This window comes from Kutzneria buriramensis (genome assembly GCF_003387475.1).
Taxonomy (GTDB): domain Bacteria; phylum Actinomycetota; class Actinomycetes; order Mycobacteriales; family Pseudonocardiaceae; genus Kutzneria; species Kutzneria buriramensis.
Genome location: NZ_QUNO01000021.1, coordinates 48,880 through 66,408, shown reverse-complemented (window position 1 = coordinate 66,408; position 17,529 = coordinate 48,880). Strand labels below are relative to the sequence as shown.

Genomic DNA, 17,529 nt, shown 5'->3' with positions numbered 1-17,529 from the left:
AGGCGGCGAACCGGCCCCGCACCTCCTCGCGCCGTCGCGGTCGTCCCCTCGGCGGCGGTTGACACGAACTAAGTTCGTCGAGTAGAACTTAGTTCGTTATTGACGAACTAAGTTCGTTTCCCCTGTTCGGGAGGTTTGTGATGCAAGTTTCCGTGGCCGGAGCCGGCCTGGGCGGCCTTGCCCTGGCCCAGGGCCTGCGTGGCGCCGGCATCGACGTCGACGTGTACGAGCGCGACCCGGCGATCACCGCGCGGTTCCAGGGCTACCGGCTCGTGCTGAACGCAGTCGGTTTCGAGGCGCTGCGCGGCTGTCTGCCGGCGCGCTGGCACCCGCTGCTGGACGAGATCGTCGACGACACCTATGTCGAGCGGCTGGTGCTGGACTCGCAGCTCAACCGGATCGGCGAGCTCGGCCCCGGCCGCAGCGGGTTCGTCGTCGACCGGCACGTGCTCCGGCACCTGCTCCTGACGGGGCTGCCGGTGCACACCGGCGCCGCGCTGACCGGCTACGAGGTGCTGTCCGACGGCCGCGTCGAGGCCCGGTTCGCGGATCGCGACCCCGCCGTCGCCGACCTGCTCGTCGGGGCCGACGGCGTCGGCTCCGCCGTCCGCGCGGCGCTGTCGCCGCAGACCAGGCAGACCGACACCGGCGTCCGGTTCGTCATCGGCCGCACGTCGCTGACCGAGCAGTTCGCCGGCCTGTCCCGGGCATACGGCTCGAAGATCGCCGGCGACGGCGTGAGCCTGCTGCTCGGCGCGATGCGGTTCCGGACCCCGCCGAAGCAGGCCGCCGAGGAGCTCGCGCCCGAGGTGACCCTGCCGGACATCCGCGACTACGTGCGCTGGGCCATGATCCTGCCGCCGGACGGCTCGCTCGGCGCGGCGACCCCGCAGGAGGCCGCACTGTCCAGGATGGACGGTTGGCACCCGGATCTGCGGGCGCTCGTCGAGCAGTCCGACCCGGACAACAGCACCCTGCTGTCCATCCGGGTCGTCGAGCCCCGCGAGCGCTGGGCGCCCGGTCCCGTCACGCTGCTCGGCGACGCGATCCATGCCACCTCCCCGACCGGCGGCAACGGCGCGAACACCGCCCTGCGCGACGCCGATCTGTTGCGGCGTAACCTGATCGAGGGTCGCCGGGACCTGGTCGCCGCCGTCGGCGCGTACGAACGGCAGATGTTCGAGTACGGCGCCGAGGCCGTTCGCCACAGCCTCGACGCCCTCCCGGCGTTCGCCCCGACCACGAAGCCGGCCTAGCGGGTCACTTGCAGACGACGCCGACGCAGCCGTTCGGGTCGCCCACCGAGATGTTGCCGCCGCCGTCGATCACGGTGCCCGGTGTCGCCTCGATGCCGTGATCGGCGTTGTCCAGCGTGACGTTGTTGCCGATGGTCACCTGGTTGCCGGCCGGGATGTCGACGTGCACGCCGTCGTCGACGGGGACGCCATGCCTGTCGACGAATCCGTTCGATGCCTTGCCGTTCGACGCGAACACGTTGTCACTGATGGCGACGCCATGCGCGCCGTCACCCTTCGGGGCCTCCAGGAGAATCCCGGCCGCCGAGTTGTTGAAGAACACGTTGTGCGTGATGGCGATGTTGTCGATCCGCCCGAAGTTGGCGGTGTTGATGGCGATGCCCACTCTGGCGCCGTCGAACACGTTTCCCTTGACGGTGCTCGCCCGGAAGATGCTGTCGTCGACGGCCAGGCCGGAGCCCGGCCCGGTGAACTGATTGTTCTCGATGTCGAGACTGTTGACCAGGAGCACGTCCAGGTGGCTCTGAATGAACTTGTTGTCGATCGCGACCTGATTGCCGGACTCGTCCTCGCCTATCACGGTGCGCGTCAGGGTGTTCCTGGTCAACGTGAAGCCGACCCCGTTGGTGGAGAATCCGCTGTCGGTCACCGTGCTGTCGGTCATGGTGATCCCGGAGGACATGGCGCGCGTGTGGACGCCGATCATCGAGGACCTGACCAGCGAGAGGTCGCCCTGAAGGTTGATGTTGCCGTTCTGGATCACCGAGTCCGTGGCCACGACTCTGGTGCCCAGCTTGAGCGTGAGGCTGTCGACACGCAGGTTCGTGAAGGCGCTCGGCTTCACCCCGATGAGCGATATCCCGCCGCCGACGGTTCCGTTGACAATGGTCACATCGGTCTGGTTCTGCGCCGATATCCCACTGGTCGTCCCGACCACCGTGTGACCGCCGAGATCGACGGTGACGCCGCTGGCGGCAATGGTGAGCGCCGCCCCGGTGCAGTTCAGGTCGCTGTCGAGCTGAATGCTGGCCGTCACCGTGTCGCCGCACTGCACCGCGTCCCCGGGGGCGCTGGCCAGCGCCTGCGGCGCCCCGAGAACGGCGACGAGAATGCCGATTCCGGCGACGGAGAAGACCCTACCCGGCGACACCGGGCGTCTTAATCGACTTCGAGAGAGCATCACGTGCGCCTTCCTGATATTTGCCGCGACCGATGGGCGGAAACAGATCCGGGAGCGCGTATTTGCGAACCGAAGGACCCCCTGCCGCCCACGATACGGGCGATAGGCGCGCCGAAACATGTCCCAAAAGGCAGTGCTTCGACGTGAGGGTGCGGCTGCCCCGAATGCGGTCTTCGAGCCTCATCCATCAGGCGCAGGGGTGTCCGAATCGCCCAAGTCGACGGCATGAGGTCGCCCGCCGGCGATCGGCGACCGTCCCGTCCGACCGGACTTGGCGGATCGCCGTGCCGTCAGCTTGCGTGTGGCGTGGTCTTCGACTTCTCCGAAAGCCCGCCGTAGGCCAGTCGAAGAGCTGCCCAGCCTTCGCGTTCCGTGGCACAGATCTCCTCGACGGCCTCGACCAAGGCGACGGCCGCGCCGGGCCCGGCGTATTTGCCGTGGTGCACCGCGAAGAGAGCGATCTCTCGCTCGATGGCATACCTCGCCCGTGTTCGGCTGGTCCAGTTCTCCTTGAAACCACCCAGCGCCCGGAGTCCGTTGACCAAAACCGCGAGCGAACCGACAGCGGCAACGATCCTCGCGTCGAACGCGAAGGCTGCCAGCGCGGGGATGGCGGCGCTGACGACAAGGCTCGACACCTCGACGACGGAATGTCGACGTCGCGCAGACCACGAGGTCTTCTGATAGCGCTGCCACTCGGCCAGCACGGAGGGCGGAACGGGTTCGCCGCCGGCTCCCTGGGCCTCCAGGACCCACTGGCTCTTGAACACGGCACGCTGCTCTGAGGTCATGGGTGAAGGTTCACAACAAGTCGATGTGCGAAGCAAGCCGTCACGCGCGATGCCCGGGACGAGTCAGGGAGACCGGCCCGACAACCACGCCCGGACACCGACGGATTCGGCCAGTGATCAACGACACCCGACGAGCCTCCTTGCCCGCCTGGTTGCTTTGTTCTATAACTACTACAACAGAGCAACAGGAGGGGGGTCACGTGATCATCAGCCTCGACCTGTCCAGCGAGGTGCCGATCTACCAGCAGCTGCGGGACCGCATCGTGGAGGGCATCGCCGCCGGCACGCTGCCCGACGGCGAATCGCTGCCGTCCACCCGACAGCTCGCGGCTGACTTCGGCATCAACTTCCACACCGTGAACAAGGCGTACGACCTGTTACGGCAACAGGGATTCGTGCGGCTGAACCGCAAGACCGGGGCCGTCGTCGGTCCCACCGCCTCGGACGAGTCGTTCGCCGCCGACTGGTCGGCGCGGGCGCGCACGCTGCTCGCGGAGGCGGTCGCCAAAGGGGTACCCGCGGACGAGGTGCTGGCCACGTGCCGGGACCTGCTCGCGGCTTTCGACAATCAACAAGGGGATGAGTCATCGTGACCACGACCGGTGTTGTGGTGCACTTGATCTTGATGGCGCTGCTGGTCTACCTGGGCTGGCTGACGCCGACGCTGACCGCGCGCACCGTGCGCTTCGGCGTGCGCGTGCCGGACGACCGGGTCGAGGACCCGGTGGTGCAGCGGGAAACCGCCCGCTTCCGCACCGCGATCCTCATCGCGGGCGTGCTGATCACCCTGGTGGGCATCGCCCTCGTGCTGACGGTCGGCATCGCGCTGCTGCCGGCGCCGATCCTGGCGCAGGTGATCGTTTGGTACGTGCTGTACTACCGCGCCAACCGCGTGATCACGGCGGCGAAGCGCGAGCAGGACTGGTTCGGCGGGCTGCGCCAGGGGGTCGCCGCCGACACGTCGCTGCGCAGCGATCCTCCGAAGTTCCCGTGGGCCTGGATGCTGCTGCCGGTCGCCGTGGTCGCGGCGAGCGCGGTGATCGGCATCATCCGCTACCCGGACCTGCCGGCCATGCTGCCGGTCCACTTCAACGGCGTGGGCGACGCCGACCGGTTCGCGGCCAAGTCGGTCGGCAGCGCGTTCTCGGTGGTGTTCATCCAAACCGGACTGACGGCGGCGCTGTGCGTCATCGGCGTGCTGGTGTTCCGCAGGCCGGCGGACGTGGATCCGGCGCGGCCGGCGGCCTCGATCCGCGCACACCGGGAGTTCGCCGTCCGGCTGGGCAAGGGTTTCATGGTCTTCGCGGCGCTGCTGGACCTCGGTCTGCTCGCGACCGACTGGGCGATGTGGAACGGCAGCCCGCACGCCGCGGTGGAGCTGCCGCTGACCCTTATCCCGATCGCCGCCGGCACCGCGATACTGGTGATCATCGTGGTGCGGCGCAACAGGAACGCCACCGCCGACGAGGGCACCGGACTGTCCCATCGGGACGACGACGGCAACTGGATCGGCGGCATCATCTACCGAAACGCCGACGACCCGTCCTGGTTCGTGCAGCGTCGCTTCGGTTTCGGGTGGACGCTCAACATCGGCAACCGGCTCGCGCTCGTCACCTGCGTCGCACTGACCGCCGTGGTCATCACGCTCGCCGTGCTGCTGCCGCTCATTCTTCGCTGAAGGGGAATCTCATGCACAGCCTCGTCGTCGCGGCCATGCTCGCCGCGACCCTCACTCCTGCCAACTGCGTCGCCGCGGTGGACCGGGAGATCTCGTTCCAGGCCGACGGCCTCACCGCCTACGGCACGGTCCACGTGCCAGCTCACAAACCTGGCGCACGGCTGGCGGCCGCCCTGCTGTTACCCGGCAGCGGTCCCACAGACCGCAACGGAAACCAGCTGCCCGCGTTCCATCCGAACACGCTGTCGCTGCTGGCCGACGCCCTCGGTCAGGACGGCATCATGACGTTCCGGTTCGACAAGTACGGCAGCGGGCCGACGCACACGCTGCCGCCGGTCGTCGACGAGGGCGCTTTCGTGCGCCAGGCCGACGCCGCATATGCGGCCCTGGTTGCACAGCCCGAAACGAATGCGCATTCCATGCTTGTCGTCGGCCACAGCGAGGGCGGCATGAGCACCCTCCTCGTCGACACCTCGGTGCGGCCGCGGCCGGCTGGGCTCGCCCTGGTCGAGCCGCAGGACGAGCGGCTGCTCGACCTCGTGCGGATGCAGCTCGGCGAGTACGCCGACGCCAACCTGCCGGCCGACCAGGCCAGCACGCAGAAATCGCTGGTCGCCACCGCCATCGCCGACTTCCGGGCCGAGCAGCCGGTCGACACCACCGGCATGATCCCGCTGTTCGCCGCGTACTTCCGGTCGTTCGTGGCGCAGGCCGTCTTCGTGCGCAGTGACGACGCGATCTACCCGCCGGACGTCGCCCGGCACGTGCCGGCCGGCACGCGGGTGCTGGTGACCTGCGGGACCGCCGACACCCAGGTGCCGTGTGACACCACTCCCCCGCTGGTCCAGGCCTTGCACAGCGCGCACCTGGCCGTGCTGGACGGCATCGACCACGACCTCCACCCGGCCGGCAGCCCGGTCAACGACCAGCCGCTGGCCCCGGCGTTCCTGACCGCCCTCCACGACTGGACCCGCCCCTGGTCCCGCTGACCACCGCTTGGAAAGGACCATTCCTGTCGTTCAACGTCAGGAATGGTCCTTTCACCGCATAGACGTCACACCTTGGGGGCGGCCATGCGGCGGCGGTGGCGGGGGCCGATCTTGGCGGCGGCGGTGGTCTCGCGGTCCCACTCCGCCGCCTGCACGCCAGTGACTGCGCCGACGACGGCCTCGCCGGTGGCCACGTCCGGCACCACGATGTCGCCCAGCGCGCCGTCGTTGCCGACGAGCACCACCCGGGCGCCGGCGCGGCCGATGCGTTCGACGACCGCGCGGGTGGGCCGGCCGTGGGCCGCGACGAAGGCCTTCGCCGAGGACACCGCCCGGCCCGGAATCTTGGTCTGTTCCGACATGGGCCCCACCATAAGTCCCGCTCAGGCCGAATCACGCGACTAGATTGGGCGCAGTGACGCTCGTTACCTCATTCCTCGACTGGTACCTGCCCGCGCACCCGATGACCGCCTCCTATCTCGGCCTCACCGAGCACGACAACACGCTGGGCGACCATTCCGAGGCCGGTTTCCTGGCCCGGGAACGGGCGCACGCCGAATGGCTGACGCGGTTCACCGACGCCGCCGCGCCGACCGAGTTCAGCGACCTCATCGACCACGAGCTGGTGCTCGCCCACCTGCGCGGCCAGCGGGCCCGCGCCGACTGGCCGGCGTGGCGGCGCGACCCCGCCGTGTACGTGGGAGAGATGCTCTCCGTGCTGCACGCCTCGTTCCAGCACCGCCTGCGCCCGGAGCCGGAGCTGGTGGCCTCGGCGCTGAGCCGGCTGGCCGAGCTGCCCGGCGTGTACGCGGCCTGCCGGGCCAACCTGGACGCGGAGCTGGCCTCGCCGCTGATCGTCCGCCGCGCCCTGGACCAGCTGCGCACGACCCGACAGTTCCTCACCGCCGTGCTGCCGGGTGGCGTCGAGAACGAGAAGGACCGGGCCCGGCTGGTCGAGGCCGGTGAGAAGGCCGCGGACGCCGCCGACGCGCTGGCCGCGTACCTCGACGAGTTCGCGAACCGGGCGACCGGCGACTGGCGGATGGGCGAGAAGCTGTACTCGACGCTGCTCACCGAGTACGAGCTGCTCGGCTACGGCGCGTCCGAACTGCACGCGCGCGGCGAAGCAGCGTACGCGGAGCTGCACGCGGAGGCCACGGAGCTGGCCGGCGGCGACTGGCGGGCGGCGGTGCGGGCTCTCCAGGACAACCACCCGCCGACGCTGGACGCGCTGCTCGAGGCCGTCACCGAGGAGACCGAGCGCGCGCGGCGGTTCCTGCGCGAGCGGGACCTGGTGACCTTCGCCGAGGGCGAGGAGTGCCGGGTGGTGCCGACCCCGACGTTCCTGCGGCCGCTGTTCGCGGTGCCGGCCTACATGCCATCGCCCGCGATGACGGCGTCCCGCATCGGCCACCACCTCGTGCCGTTCACGCCGGACGGCGCCACCCCGGAGCAGGTCGAGCAGCGCCTACGCACCAACGCGTACGACCACCTGCGGGCGATGGCCGTGCACGAGGCGTATCCCGGGCACCACTGGCACTTCTCGTGGCACGCCGGCAATCCGCGGCCGGTGCGCAAGGTGTTCCGCACCTCGTACTTCGCCGAGGGCTGGGCGCTGTACGCGGAGCGCATGATGCGTGAGCAGGGCTACTACGAGACCACCGGCCAGCTGCTCGCGCACCTGGACTTCCGGCTGTTCCGGGCGGCGCGGATCATCGTCGACACCGAGCTGCACTGCGGCGACATGACCGTGGCGCAGGCCGAGGAGTTCATGACCACCAGGTACACGCACACGGCCGGCACGGCCAAGGTCGAGGTCAGCCGGTACTGCGCGTGGCCGACGCAGGCTCCGTCCTATCTGACCGGTGCCCTGGAGATCGAGGCCACTCGGGACGAGTTCCTGGCCCGCGGGCTGGGCACCCTCAAGTCGTTCCACGACCGGATCGCCGGCTCCGGCGCGCTGCCGCTCGGGCTGGCGCGTCGTGTGGTGCTGGAACAACCCGGCGAGCAAGCTGGTTGGCGCTGAGAAAGACGTCCTAACTCAGGAGGAGAGCCCATGCGGGCGGTACAGGTCGAATCCCCCGGCGGTCCCGAGGCGCTGCGGGTGGCCGAGGTGGCCGATCCGACGCCGGGCGCGGGCGAGCTGCTGGTCCGGGTGGCCGCCGCAGGCGTGAACTACATCGACACGTATCACCGGACCGGCGCGTATCCGATGCCGCTGCCGTTCGTGCCGGGGCTCGAGGGCGCCGGCGAGGTGGTGGCCGTCGGTGACGGCGTCAGCCGGTTCAAGGTCGGCGACCGGGTGGCGTGGGCCAGCGCGATCGGCAGCTACGCGGAGCTGACCCGGGTGCCCGAGGCCGTCGCCGTGAGCGTGCCCGACGGCGTGGAGCTGGACGTCGCCGCCGGTTCGATGCTCCAGGGCATGACCGCGCACTACCTGACCCGCTCCACGTACCCCGTGCAGGCCGGCGACACCGCGCTCGTGCACGCCGCCGCGGGCGGCATGGGGCTGCTGCTCACCCAGCAGATCAAGGCCCTGGGCGGCCGGGTCATCGGCACCGTGTCGACCGACGAGAAGGAGAAGCTGGCCCGCGAGGCCGGCGCCGACGAGATCATCCGGTACACCGAGACCGAGATCGCGCCGGAGGTGCGGCGGCTCACCGACGGGCAGGGCGTGGCCGTCGTCTACGACGGCGTCGGCAAGGACACGTTCGACGCCAGCCTGGCCAGCCTGCGCATCCGGGGCACGCTCGCCCTGTACGGCGCGGCCAGCGGGCCCGTGCCGCCGTTCGACCTCCAGCGTCTCAACGCCGCCGGGTCGCTGTTCGTCACCCGGCCCACGCTCGCGCACCACACCCTCACCCAGGAGGAGCTCGGCTGGCGCTCCGGCGAGATCTTCGCCGGCATCCAGTCGGGGCGGCTCACCATCCGCATCAGCAACCGCTACCCGCTGGCCGACGCCGCCCGGTCCCACGAGGACCTCCAGGCCCGCCGCACCACCGGCAAGCTGCTGCTGATCCCCTGAGTGCTCGGAAGGGGGCTTTCCTGGCTTTGAACGCCAGGAAAGCCCCCTCCACTGCGTCACCGCTGGAAGTGGATCTCACCGTGGTCGGCGCCGGTGCTGCCGGCGCAACGGTGGTCGTAGCTGCCGTCGAAGGCGGTCAGCACCGAGGTGGACGGGTCGAACTCGATGCGGTCGACGGTGAAGCCGCCCTCCTCGGCGTAGCAGCCGAGGCCGTTGGAGATGACCAGCACGCTGGCCAGCTCCGGGTGCGAGTGCGGGTCGCCGACGGTGTTGTACGTGCCGGCCTGGAGCGGCGCGCCGTTCGGGCCGCGCAGTTCGACACCGATGTAGTCGAAGCCGGCGCCCCCCTGCGCCCTGAGGGTGTTGGCGCGGTCGCTGACGAGGACCTCCTGGTCCGGCGCGGCCCAGTGCACGGCGGACGTCACCGGGAACGAGCCGGGCGTGGTGGTGATGTCGATGCTGGCCACCGGGGTGGTGTCGGCGAAGGCGGCCGGCACGGCCAGCACGGCGATCGCGGCGGCCACGGGCAGCGCGGCGAGAGTACGGATATTCATCGATTTCCCTCCCTGGAATCGGTGGATCCGCCTCGATCGTGTCGCAGTGCGTGATCACGGGGCTACGGGGGGAACCTCACAACAACGGCGGCCACCGTTGCGCGTCCAGATCACCCGATCGCATGACACATGCAGGTCGGAGCGGCTGGTCAGCGGCGGCCACCGACTGCACAGCCATATGCACGTGCACGATTAGCTGCTACGGTCAGCATGTGCACGCGCCCCTGCACGTGCATGTGCACTGGAACAGCTAGTGACCGGGAGGGGTCATGGCAGACCAGAACGAATTCCACAACGGCATGTCCGCTACCGATCTGACGGGCGTGGCCTGGCGCAAGAGCAGCTACAGCGGCGCGGTCGGCAACTGCGTCGAGGTGGCGCGCCTGGCCAACGGCGACGTCGCGGTCCGAAACTCGCGGTTCCCGGACGGACCGGCGCTGGTCTACACGCCGGCCGAGATCGCGGCCTTCGTCGACGGCGCCAGGGACGGTGAGTTCGACGACCTGGCCTGACGCCCGATAGGCGGGGTGGCCTCCTGCGTCAACAGGAGGCCACCGCAGGCCCGCCCGAGGACCCGGGACAATGAGCCGGAAGCGAGCCTAGCTCACGGACACGGCGAACACATGCGCCGCGCCGCCGGAAGTACCCGCCGGCAGCGTGACGGCGCGAACCTGCTTGCCCGGCGCCAGCGCGATCGGCGCGGTGGCGAACAGGTAGGACGTGTACGGCCGGTGATACCGGAACCCGTACCGCGGGAACGCCGAATCGATGTACGGCGTGCTCGTGACCACGGTGTTCCCGAACTGCGGCTGCTCGGCGCCGCCTTGCAGCAGCCACTCCGACAACCCGAGGTCGGCCGCCTGGGTGCTGCCGTCGGTGTAGGTGATGGTCACCTTGCCGGTGGCGTCGCCGCCGGTGGCCGAACCGAGGAATGCCAGCTTGGTCGCGGTGGCGGGCGCGTTCAGCTGGATCGTCTGGCCATTCGCGACGACGTTGTCCGGCGCGCCGGTGCCGGCGGCGGCCGGCCAGGTAAAGCCGTCCACCGACCCACCGGGCGTGATCCCCTTGGCGGCCAACTGCTGCGCCGAGTACGAGAACCCGCCCGGATACAGGCTGGTGCCGCCGAAGTTGCCCAGCCACACCTTGGTGTCGTCAGCCACACCGACGTTGGACGCCGCCGCGTCGAACGAGTCCGCCGTCGCCACGTCGACGGAAAGCTGCGCGGGTAGCTGCTGAGCGCCGGATCCGGTGAAGGAAACCGGAATCGTGGCGTAGGTGTCCGCCAGACCGGCGGCCGCGCTCACCGTGACGGCCTGGGTCGCCTTGCCGTTCGAGCCAACCGTCAATGTGCCGCTGGACGGCGTCACCGTGATGCCGGCCGGCGGCTTCGCCTGCCACGTAACGGTTCCCGCGGCCGTGAGGCCCTCAGCCCGCACGGTCGCGGTCGCCGACTCGCCGGGCGCCAGCTTCACCGTGCCGGACACCGCTCCCCGCACGGGCACCTCGCCGTCACGGAACGACGGCGGGGCGTCCTGCGGGCTGGTGCCCCAGGTCGGGCTGGGGGTCGACCCGAGCGTGTAGTCCAGGCGGCCGCCGTTCACCGGGAACGACTCCGGCACCCACGGCTTGTCGCTCGGCTTTCCGTTGACCCGCAACGACTGCACGTACTTGTTGGCCGACGACGCCCCCGGCGCGGTGACCTCGATGCGCTGCCCGCCCTCGCGGGTGATGGTGATCTTCGGGAACAGCGGGCTGGCCAGCACCAGCTCGGCGCGGCCCGGCGCCTCCGGGTACATGCCCAGCGCCGCCCACACGTACCACGACGAGGTGGCGCCGAGATCGTCGTTGCCGGGCAGGCCGTCCACGGTCGGCCTGAACAGCTGCTCGGCGCTGCGCCGCACCACGTCGGCGGTCTTGGCCGGCGCGCCGGCGTAGGAGTACTCCCACGGCACCTCGAACGACGGCTCGTTGGCCATCCAGGCGAACGGCTGGTCCGGGGAGCTGTTGAGCTGGGTGAAGAAGTAGTCCAGCCGCTTGGTCACGGCCGTCGACCCGCCCATCGCGGTGAACAGCCCGGACACGTTGTACGGCACCATCCACGTGTACTGGGCGGCATTGCCCTCCTGGTACTGGAACTCCTGGTGCTCGGCCGGGTCGAAGGGGCCGGCGAACTGCCCGGTGCGGTCCCGCGTCTGGAGGTAGCCGGTGTCCGGGTTGTAGACGTTCTCCCAGTACTGGGATCGGGCCATGAACTGCCGGTACACGTCCGGCTTGCCCAGCCGCTGCGCCAGCTGCGCGATGCCGAAGTCGGCGGTGGTGTCCTCCAGCATGTCCGAGACGTTGCCGGCGTGGTAGCCGAGGGTCTCGTAGTCCCACAGCCCCGGCCGTTCCAGCGCACGCTCCCCCGGTTTCTGGATACGGGTCGCGCCGGCGACCATCGAGGTGAGCGCGCCGCGGACGTCGAAGTCCTTGGCGCCGAGGGCATACGCGCTGGCGATCATCGAGTGGTACGGGTCGCCGGCCATCACGCCCATGAAGTCGTTGTTCTGCGACCAGCGGTCCCAGATGCCGCCGGCCTGCGTCGCCTGGTTGTACAGCGACTGCGCGATGTCCGAGGTCTCGTGCGGGGCAAGCAGTGCGAGCAGCTGGATCTCGTCACGGTAGACGTCCCAGCCGGAGAAGTTGGCGTACTGGGCGTGCCCCGGCGGCTGCCGGTGGATCTGGTTGTCGAAGCCGATGTAGCGGCCGTCGACGTCGGAGAAGACGTTGGGCTGCAACAGGGTGTGATAGAGCGCGGTGTAGAACGTGGTGAGCTGGTCGTTGCTGCCGCCGCCGATCCGGACCTGGCCCAGCCGGTCGTTCCACGCCTGCCGGGCCTGTCGGACCAGCTGGTCGAAGCTCCGGTTCCCCTGCTCGGTCCGCACGTTGTCGTCGGCGCCGGCGGGGTCCACATAGGACAGTCCGACCCGGGCCTGTACGGTGGTGCCCGGCTTGAACGTCACGTAAGCACCGGAGCCACCGTCGGCGGTGACGACCTGCTTGTCCCAGGTGGTGTTGCTGAGGTTGCCGCCGTGGGCCTGGGTGCCGCCGGGCGTGACGGTGTTGTTCTGCCAGGTGCCGACCGTGGCGAACGGCTGGTCGAAGGCGGCGGTGAAGTAGACCTTGTACTTGTTCGGCCCGCCGCAGAAGTGGCCGCTCGACACCCAGCCGGAGATCGTGCGGCTGGCCGCGTTCACGGTGACCGAGGCGTCGTCGCTGCCCATCGCGGAGTCGGCGGTGTCCACCAGCAGCGTCGCGGGGGCGTTGGCGGGGAAGGAAAAACGGCCCATGCCGGAGTGCAGGGTCGCGGTGAGCTCGGTGGTGACGCCGGCGTCGGTGGTGACCTTGTAACGCCCCGGCGACGCGGACTCGTTGGCGTGTGAGAAGGTCGAGTAGTAGTGCGCCTGGTCCGCCGCCGGCGAGGTGGTGACCTGCCCGGCGTACGGGATGAAGGGCAGGTCGCCGGCCGCGCCGCCGCAGCCGGCGCCGTTGAAGTGGGTCAGGCTGAAGCCTCTGAGCCGGTTCTCCTCCCACGCGTAGCCGCTGTCACGGTCGCGCACGTAGTACCGGCCGACGCCGTCCGGCGCCTTGGGTTCCAGCGGATTGTCCGGGCTCCACTGCACCATGCCGAACGGCACGTCGGCGCCCGGGAACGTGTCGCCGGCGTAGCTGTTGCTGTCGGCCTGTTGGCCGGCGGCCGCGCCGACGAACGGGTTGACATGGGCCGCCAGGTCGGAGCCATGATCAATCTCCGCGCTCGCGGGTGCGGCGGCGAGGGCGCCGACGGCTAACGCGAGCGGGAGTACCAGCCCCAGGGTTCGCCGCATCGAATGCCTTCCCTTCGCTGACAACGTTGTCACCCGAGCCGCTGGGTGACCGCTTGGAGACAATCAGTGGCGGACACTCCCGTCAAGCGCCATTCGTCGGCGATCCGTGACCGGCCGACCACTCTGCATCACCTTTCCCCGCCATGTCGGGAACGCTCCCCGGAGCTGCGGCCAACAAGCGTTCGTGTCGATGGAAACCGCGCTCGTCGCAAGGTTGGCCAGCCTCGTGCCGCCAATGTCCACAGAGGCCTTCACGGCCGGCCGGCTCCGGCTGACGGAGTCACTCGGCGCCGAGCGCCGCCGGCGCGTCGCCCGACGCTTCGCCTTTGCCGCCTGGGCGACAACGTTGGCGTGGCTGACCGTCCACCTGGTATGGCTGCGCGGTCACGACATGCTTGACCTCCAGGTGTACCGCAACGGCGGCCTGGCCTGGCTCCGGGGAATCCCGCTCTACGTGGGCTTTCCCGGTCCGCTGGGCGGCCCGAACCTGCCCTTCACCTATCCCCCGGTGGCCGCCGTACTCTTCGGCGTACTCGCTGCGATGCCGCTCTGGCTGACCGAGACACTGGTCACGGTGGCCAGTTTCGTCGGGCTGTCGACGGTGACGGTCGTGGTGGCCGGCAAGCTGGAACACCGTTTGAGGTGGACGCTCGGGCCGGCAGCCGCGGCACTCGCGCTGACCGTGGAGCCGGTGCGGACGACGTTCGGCTACGGGCAGGTCAACCTCGCGCTGATGGCGCTGGTCGTGGTGGATTGCCTTGCGGTGCGACGGTTCCGGGGCGTGCTGGTCGGACTCGCCGCCGCGATCAAGCTGACGCCCGCCGTGTTCATCGTGTACTTCCTGGTCAAACGCGACCGGCGGTCGGCCATCACCGCCGTCGCATCGTTCGCCGGGTTCGCGTTGCTCGGCTTCCTGCTGGCGCCCAAGGACTCCGTCGAGTTCTGGTTCACCGCCATGCTCAACCCCGGCCGGATCACCACCCTGTCCATCATGACCAACGAGTCCATCCGGGCCGAGCTGTATCGGCTGCCCGCCCTGGGGTCCATGCAGACGCTGGTGTGGGTCGTGCTGGCGGCGATGGTGCTGGCCCTGGCCTGGCGGGCCGCGAGCCGGGCCCGTGACGACGTCGTCGCGCTGGTCGCGATCGCCGCCGCCGGGCTGCTCGTGTCGCCGATCTCCTGGTCCCACCACTGGGTCTGGGTGGTGCCCGCGTTCATGGCGTTCGGCTGGCAGCTGTGGCGCGACCGGGCCTGGCGCCGCGTGCCGCTGCTGCTCGGCGCGGCCGCGGTGTTCTGGTTCGGGCCCCCGTACGGCTGGCTGCCGTCGAGCGGCGACCAGGAGCTCGGCTGGTCCCTGTGGCAGCACCTGCCCGGCGCCGCCTACGTCTGGCTGGGGCTCGGCATGCTCGCCGTGCTGGCCTTCGGGCTCGACGTGGTCAGGAGCGGCTCACCGGCGCCGGCTCGGGCTCGGCCGGCTGCGGCGGATCCGTCCGATCGATAGACCGCGCGAAGATGTCGATGAGGAGTTCCCAGTCCATACCCTTCTTTCGTCGTGGGCCGATCGGCGTTACGGCCGCCCGGCGATCCGCCGCGCGGCCTCCTCCGACCAGCCCAGCATGGCGTCGGTCAGGCGCAGCGACAGGTCGATCGACAGGTTGTGCGGCCCGTACGGCGGGGAGATCGCGGCGCTGCGTTCCAGCACCGAGAGGATGCCCTCCCGCCGCGCGCGCAGCGCCGCGATGTCCTTGTCCAGCACGCACAACGCGTCGTCCCGGCTCAGCGCGATCGACAGCAGCCACGCGCGCAGGTACGTCTCGCTGCGCATGGTGCGGTCCGGCTCCACGTCGACCAGCCAGTGCCGCAGCTCGGCCCGGCCCTCCTCGGTGATCGTGTACACGCGCTTGCCGCGGGCGCCCTCCTCGACGACGTCCACGTGCCCGTCCGCGGCCAGCCGGGCCAGCTCCGGGTAGAGCTGGTGGCTGCGGGCGTTCCAGATCTGCCGCAACGGGTCCTCGAACAGCTTGGCCAGCGCGTAGCCGCTGTTGGGGCCGAGGTTGAGCAGCCCGAGCAGGGCGTGCCGCAGCGACATCAGACCTTCTCCTCCGGCACGTCCAGGTACGCCGAGGCCTGCAACCGGAACAGGTGCGCGTAGCCCTGGTCGGCGGCCATCAGCTCGTCGTGGGTGCCGTACTCGGCGAGCGATCCGTGCTCCAGCAACAGGATCCGGTCGGCCTGGCGGACCGTGGAGAACCGGTGCGAGATGTAGAGCGTGGTGCGGCCGTGCGAGAGGTTGCGCAGCCGGGCGAACAGGTCGTACTCGGCCTGCGCGTCCAGCGCGGACGTCGGCTCGTCCAGGATCAGCAGCGGGGAGTCGCGCATGAACGCCCGGCTCAGCGCGATCTTCTGCCACTCGCCGCCGGACAGGTTCGCGCCCTCGTTGAACCAGCGGCCCAGCGGCGTGGCCATGCCGCGGGACAGGCCGGCGATCAGCTCGTCGGCGCCGCCGGCCTCGGCCGAGCGCTCGATCAGCGGCCCGTCCGTGACGTGGTCGATGTCGCCGACTCCGATGTTCTCCGACGCGCTCGCCTGGTACGTCACGTAGTCCTGGAACATCGCGCTGATGTGGCGGCGCAGCTCGTCCGGGTCGAACTCGCGGATGTCGATGCCGTCCAACAGGATCCGGCCGGAGTCGGGGTCGTACAGCCGGCACAGCAGCTTGAACAGCGTGGACTTGCCGGCCCCGTTGCGGCCGACCACGGCGGTGGTCTGGCCGGGCCGGATCTCGAAGCTGACCCCGCCCAGCGCCACTGAATCCGTGCCCGGGTAGCTGAACGTGACGTCCTCGAACACGACGTGCCCCAGCACCGGGCTCGGCAGGGGCCGCGGCTTGGCCGGCGCGACCACCTCCGGCTCGGTGGCCAGCAGCTTGTACAGGTTGTCCAGGTAGAGGTTGTTCTCGTACATGCCGGTGAAGCCGCTGAACAGCTGGGACACCGACTGCTGCACCGAGTTCGACGCCTGCGTGTACAGCAGCAGGTCGCCGACCGTGAGCCGGCCGTTGACCGCCTCCAGCGCGATGTACAGGTACGTCAGCGAACCGGTGATCGTGGTGACCAGGCCCCAGGCCGTGCCGCGCAGGTTCCGGTCGGTGACCAGTTTGCGCTGCCGTCCGAAGTAGACGGCGCTGATCCTGCGGAACCGGTCCACCAGGTAGTCGCCGAGGCCGAAGAGCTTGACCTCCTTGGCGTACGTGTCGGTGGTGACCAGAGTGGACAGATAGTCCATGCGGCGGCGGATCGGCGAGGTCCACACCGCGAACCGGTAGCTGCGCGCGCCGTAGCGGGAGTCGGCGATGAACGCCGGGATCGGCGACAGGACCGCGAGCAGCGCCAGCAGCGGGCTGATCGACAGCAGCAGCGCGATCATGCTGACGAAGGTGATGCCGGTGCGGATCAGGCTGAACACCGAGGTCAGCATGGCCACCGGCCGGGACGGCGCCTCGTCCTGCGCCTGCCGGATCAGGTCGTAGGACGCCGAGCCCTCGAAGAACGACAGGTCCAGGCGGCTGGCGTGGGCCATCACGCGCAGCCGGATCGTCTGCGACACCCGGTCGGACAGCAGCTGCTGACTGATCGTGGACGCCGCCGTCATCAGCGCGTTCAGCACGTACACCAGTAACTGGAGCACCGCCACCGCGATCAGCGCCTGCACGGTGGTCAGCTCGAACGGGCCGAGCCGCACCTGGTCGGGCAGGTGCTCGGCGTGCACCCGGATCGCGCCGGTCACCGAGTCGATCAGCAGCTTGGAGATGTACGCCGTGGCCGTCGGCGTGAGGCCGCCGACGATGGTGGCGAAGACCAGCCACAGCGTCGGCCAGCGGCCCGCGTCCCAGGCCAGCTTGACCACCCGCGGCAGCCCCTTGAGCAGGCCGCCGACCGACCGGCGGACCCGCTTGAGCCGGGACCGCAGGTCCTTCGGCTCGTTCTCCGGCGCCGGGTCGGGGATGTCCACCGATCCCGTGAGCCCGCTGTCCGGCACCGCCGTCGCGCGGGCCATCAGCGCCCCGCGGCGGCCGCCACCCCTCGTCACAAATCCCCCCACAAGTCCAATTCGACAGGTCGAACTCGATTGGTGCGCACGGTACACCGGATCGGACGCCGAAGTCACCGGAATAGCCCTCGAAAGCTCCC

Annotated in this window: 15 protein-coding genes; 8 read left to right on the top strand and 7 right to left on the bottom strand. The window is 69.9% G+C overall.

The genetic code is table 11. The annotated features are described in order from the left end of the window. Positions 1–140: 140 nt before the first annotated feature. Positions 141–1,256 carry an FAD-dependent oxidoreductase gene (locus BCF44_RS44820; protein ID WP_116180644.1) on the top strand — a complete coding sequence of 372 codons (1,116 nt, stop codon included), beginning with the start codon at positions 141–143 and terminating at the stop codon, positions 1,254–1,256. A gap of 4 nt (positions 1,257–1,260) precedes the next feature. Here the strand turns inward: BCF44_RS44820 and BCF44_RS44815 are convergent, their stop codons facing one another. Together BCF44_RS44815 and BCF44_RS44810 are read right to left on the bottom strand one after the other, a co-directional pair. After that, entirely contained in the window at positions 1,261–2,436 is a 1,176-nt protein-coding gene (locus tag BCF44_RS44815; RefSeq protein WP_147328876.1) for a right-handed parallel beta-helix repeat-containing protein, read from the bottom strand. 290 nt (positions 2,437–2,726) lie between these two features. Beyond that, positions 2,727–3,227: a DUF4231 domain-containing protein gene (locus tag BCF44_RS44810; protein ID WP_116180642.1), complete on the bottom strand. Its 501-nt coding sequence runs from the start codon at positions 3,225–3,227 to the stop codon at positions 2,727–2,729. A gap of 200 nt (positions 3,228–3,427) precedes the next feature. Here BCF44_RS44810 and BCF44_RS44805 point away from each other — a divergent pair, with 200 nt between their 5' ends. From BCF44_RS44805 to BCF44_RS44795, 3 genes are read left to right on the top strand one after another with little or no spacing between them, the layout of a single operon-like run. Further along, positions 3,428–3,820, top strand: a complete 393-nt coding sequence (locus tag BCF44_RS44805; protein WP_116180641.1) for a GntR family transcriptional regulator — start codon at positions 3,428–3,430, stop codon at positions 3,818–3,820. Next, positions 3,817–4,905, top strand: a complete 1,089-nt coding sequence (locus BCF44_RS44800; RefSeq protein WP_116180640.1) for a DUF1648 domain-containing protein — start codon at positions 3,817–3,819, stop codon at positions 4,903–4,905. Before BCF44_RS44805 ends, BCF44_RS44800 begins: the two co-directional genes overlap by 4 nt. A gap of 11 nt (positions 4,906–4,916) precedes the next feature. Next, positions 4,917–5,894 carry an alpha/beta fold hydrolase gene (locus tag BCF44_RS44795; protein WP_116180639.1) on the top strand — a complete coding sequence of 326 codons (978 nt, stop codon included), beginning with the start codon at positions 4,917–4,919 and terminating at the stop codon, positions 5,892–5,894. A 65-nt stretch (positions 5,895–5,959) separates the two neighbouring features. Here the strand turns inward: BCF44_RS44795 and BCF44_RS44790 are convergent, their stop codons facing one another. Next, entirely contained in the window at positions 5,960–6,256 is a 297-nt protein-coding gene (locus tag BCF44_RS44790; protein ID WP_211353522.1) for a hypothetical protein, read from the bottom strand. A 53-nt stretch (positions 6,257–6,309) separates the two neighbouring features. On the opposite strand from BCF44_RS44790, the gene BCF44_RS44785 reads away from it, so the two are divergent. Together BCF44_RS44785 and BCF44_RS44780 are read left to right on the top strand one after the other, a co-directional pair. Next, entirely contained in the window at positions 6,310–7,920 is a 1,611-nt protein-coding gene (locus BCF44_RS44785; RefSeq protein WP_246016182.1) for a DUF885 domain-containing protein, read from the top strand. Positions 7,921–7,950: 30 nt separating this feature from the next. Next, positions 7,951–8,919: a quinone oxidoreductase family protein gene (locus BCF44_RS44780; protein WP_116180637.1), complete on the top strand. Its 969-nt coding sequence runs from the start codon at positions 7,951–7,953 to the stop codon at positions 8,917–8,919. 56 nt (positions 8,920–8,975) lie between these two features. Here the strand turns inward: BCF44_RS44780 and BCF44_RS44775 are convergent, their stop codons facing one another. Further along, positions 8,976–9,473 carry a hypothetical protein gene (locus tag BCF44_RS44775; protein WP_147328875.1) on the bottom strand — a complete coding sequence of 166 codons (498 nt, stop codon included), beginning with the start codon at positions 9,471–9,473 and terminating at the stop codon, positions 8,976–8,978. Positions 9,474–9,742: 269 nt separating this feature from the next. Here BCF44_RS44775 and BCF44_RS44770 point away from each other — a divergent pair, with 269 nt between their 5' ends. Further along, positions 9,743–9,985, top strand: a complete 243-nt coding sequence (locus BCF44_RS44770; RefSeq protein WP_116180635.1) for a DUF397 domain-containing protein — start codon at positions 9,743–9,745, stop codon at positions 9,983–9,985. An 87-nt stretch (positions 9,986–10,072) separates the two neighbouring features. On the opposite strand, the gene BCF44_RS44765 is transcribed toward BCF44_RS44770, so the two are convergent. Then, the gene (locus tag BCF44_RS44765) at positions 10,073–13,339 is read right to left on the bottom strand and encodes a GH92 family glycosyl hydrolase (RefSeq protein WP_116180634.1); all 3,267 of its coding nucleotides are present in this window, start codon (positions 13,337–13,339) and stop codon (positions 10,073–10,075) included. A gap of 235 nt (positions 13,340–13,574) precedes the next feature. Here BCF44_RS44765 and BCF44_RS44760 point away from each other — a divergent pair, with 235 nt between their 5' ends. Beyond that, positions 13,575–14,840, top strand: coding sequence for a glycosyltransferase 87 family protein (locus tag BCF44_RS44760; protein WP_170218092.1), 1,266 nt, complete (start codon positions 13,575–13,577; stop codon positions 14,838–14,840). Between the two features lie 66 nt (positions 14,841–14,906). On the opposite strand, the gene BCF44_RS44755 is transcribed toward BCF44_RS44760, so the two are convergent. Together BCF44_RS44755 and BCF44_RS44750 are read right to left on the bottom strand one after the other, a co-directional pair. Further along, positions 14,907–15,428: a PadR family transcriptional regulator gene (locus BCF44_RS44755; protein WP_116180632.1), complete on the bottom strand. Its 522-nt coding sequence runs from the start codon at positions 15,426–15,428 to the stop codon at positions 14,907–14,909. After that, positions 15,428–17,395: an ABC transporter ATP-binding protein gene (locus BCF44_RS44750; protein WP_116180631.1), complete on the bottom strand. Its 1,968-nt coding sequence runs from the start codon at positions 17,393–17,395 to the stop codon at positions 15,428–15,430. The genes BCF44_RS44755 and BCF44_RS44750 overlap by 1 nt, the downstream gene beginning before the upstream one ends. Between the last annotated feature and the right edge of the window lie 134 nt (positions 17,396–17,529).

What these genes read in the sequence shown, in the direction of transcription:
- BCF44_RS44820 (WP_116180644.1), top strand. Translation starts at nt 141, where the DNA reads ATGCAAGTTTCCGTGGCCGGAGCCGGCCTGGGCGGCCTTGCCCTGGCC.
- BCF44_RS44815 (WP_147328876.1), bottom strand. Translation starts at nt 2,436, where the DNA reads ATGCTCTCTCGAAGTCGATTAAGACGCCCGGTGTCGCCGGGTAGGGTC.
- BCF44_RS44810 (WP_116180642.1), bottom strand. Translation starts at nt 3,227, where the DNA reads ATGACCTCAGAGCAGCGTGCCGTGTTCAAGAGCCAGTGGGTCCTGGAG.
- BCF44_RS44795 (WP_116180639.1), top strand. Translation starts at nt 4,917, where the DNA reads ATGCACAGCCTCGTCGTCGCGGCCATGCTCGCCGCGACCCTCACTCCT.
- BCF44_RS44790 (WP_211353522.1), bottom strand. Translation starts at nt 6,256, where the DNA reads ATGTCGGAACAGACCAAGATTCCGGGCCGGGCGGTGTCCTCGGCGAAG.
- BCF44_RS44780 (WP_116180637.1), top strand. Translation starts at nt 7,951, where the DNA reads ATGCGGGCGGTACAGGTCGAATCCCCCGGCGGTCCCGAGGCGCTGCGG.
- BCF44_RS44775 (WP_147328875.1), bottom strand. Translation starts at nt 9,473, where the DNA reads ATGAATATCCGTACTCTCGCCGCGCTGCCCGTGGCCGCCGCGATCGCC.
- BCF44_RS44770 (WP_116180635.1), top strand. Translation starts at nt 9,743, where the DNA reads ATGGCAGACCAGAACGAATTCCACAACGGCATGTCCGCTACCGATCTG.
- BCF44_RS44765 (WP_116180634.1), bottom strand. Translation starts at nt 13,339, where the DNA reads ATGCGGCGAACCCTGGGGCTGGTACTCCCGCTCGCGTTAGCCGTCGGC.
- BCF44_RS44760 (WP_170218092.1), top strand. Translation starts at nt 13,575, where the DNA reads ATGTCCACAGAGGCCTTCACGGCCGGCCGGCTCCGGCTGACGGAGTCA.
- BCF44_RS44755 (WP_116180632.1), bottom strand. Translation starts at nt 15,428, where the DNA reads ATGTCGCTGCGGCACGCCCTGCTCGGGCTGCTCAACCTCGGCCCCAAC.
- BCF44_RS44750 (WP_116180631.1), bottom strand. Translation starts at nt 17,395, where the DNA reads ATGGCCCGCGCGACGGCGGTGCCGGACAGCGGGCTCACGGGATCGGTG.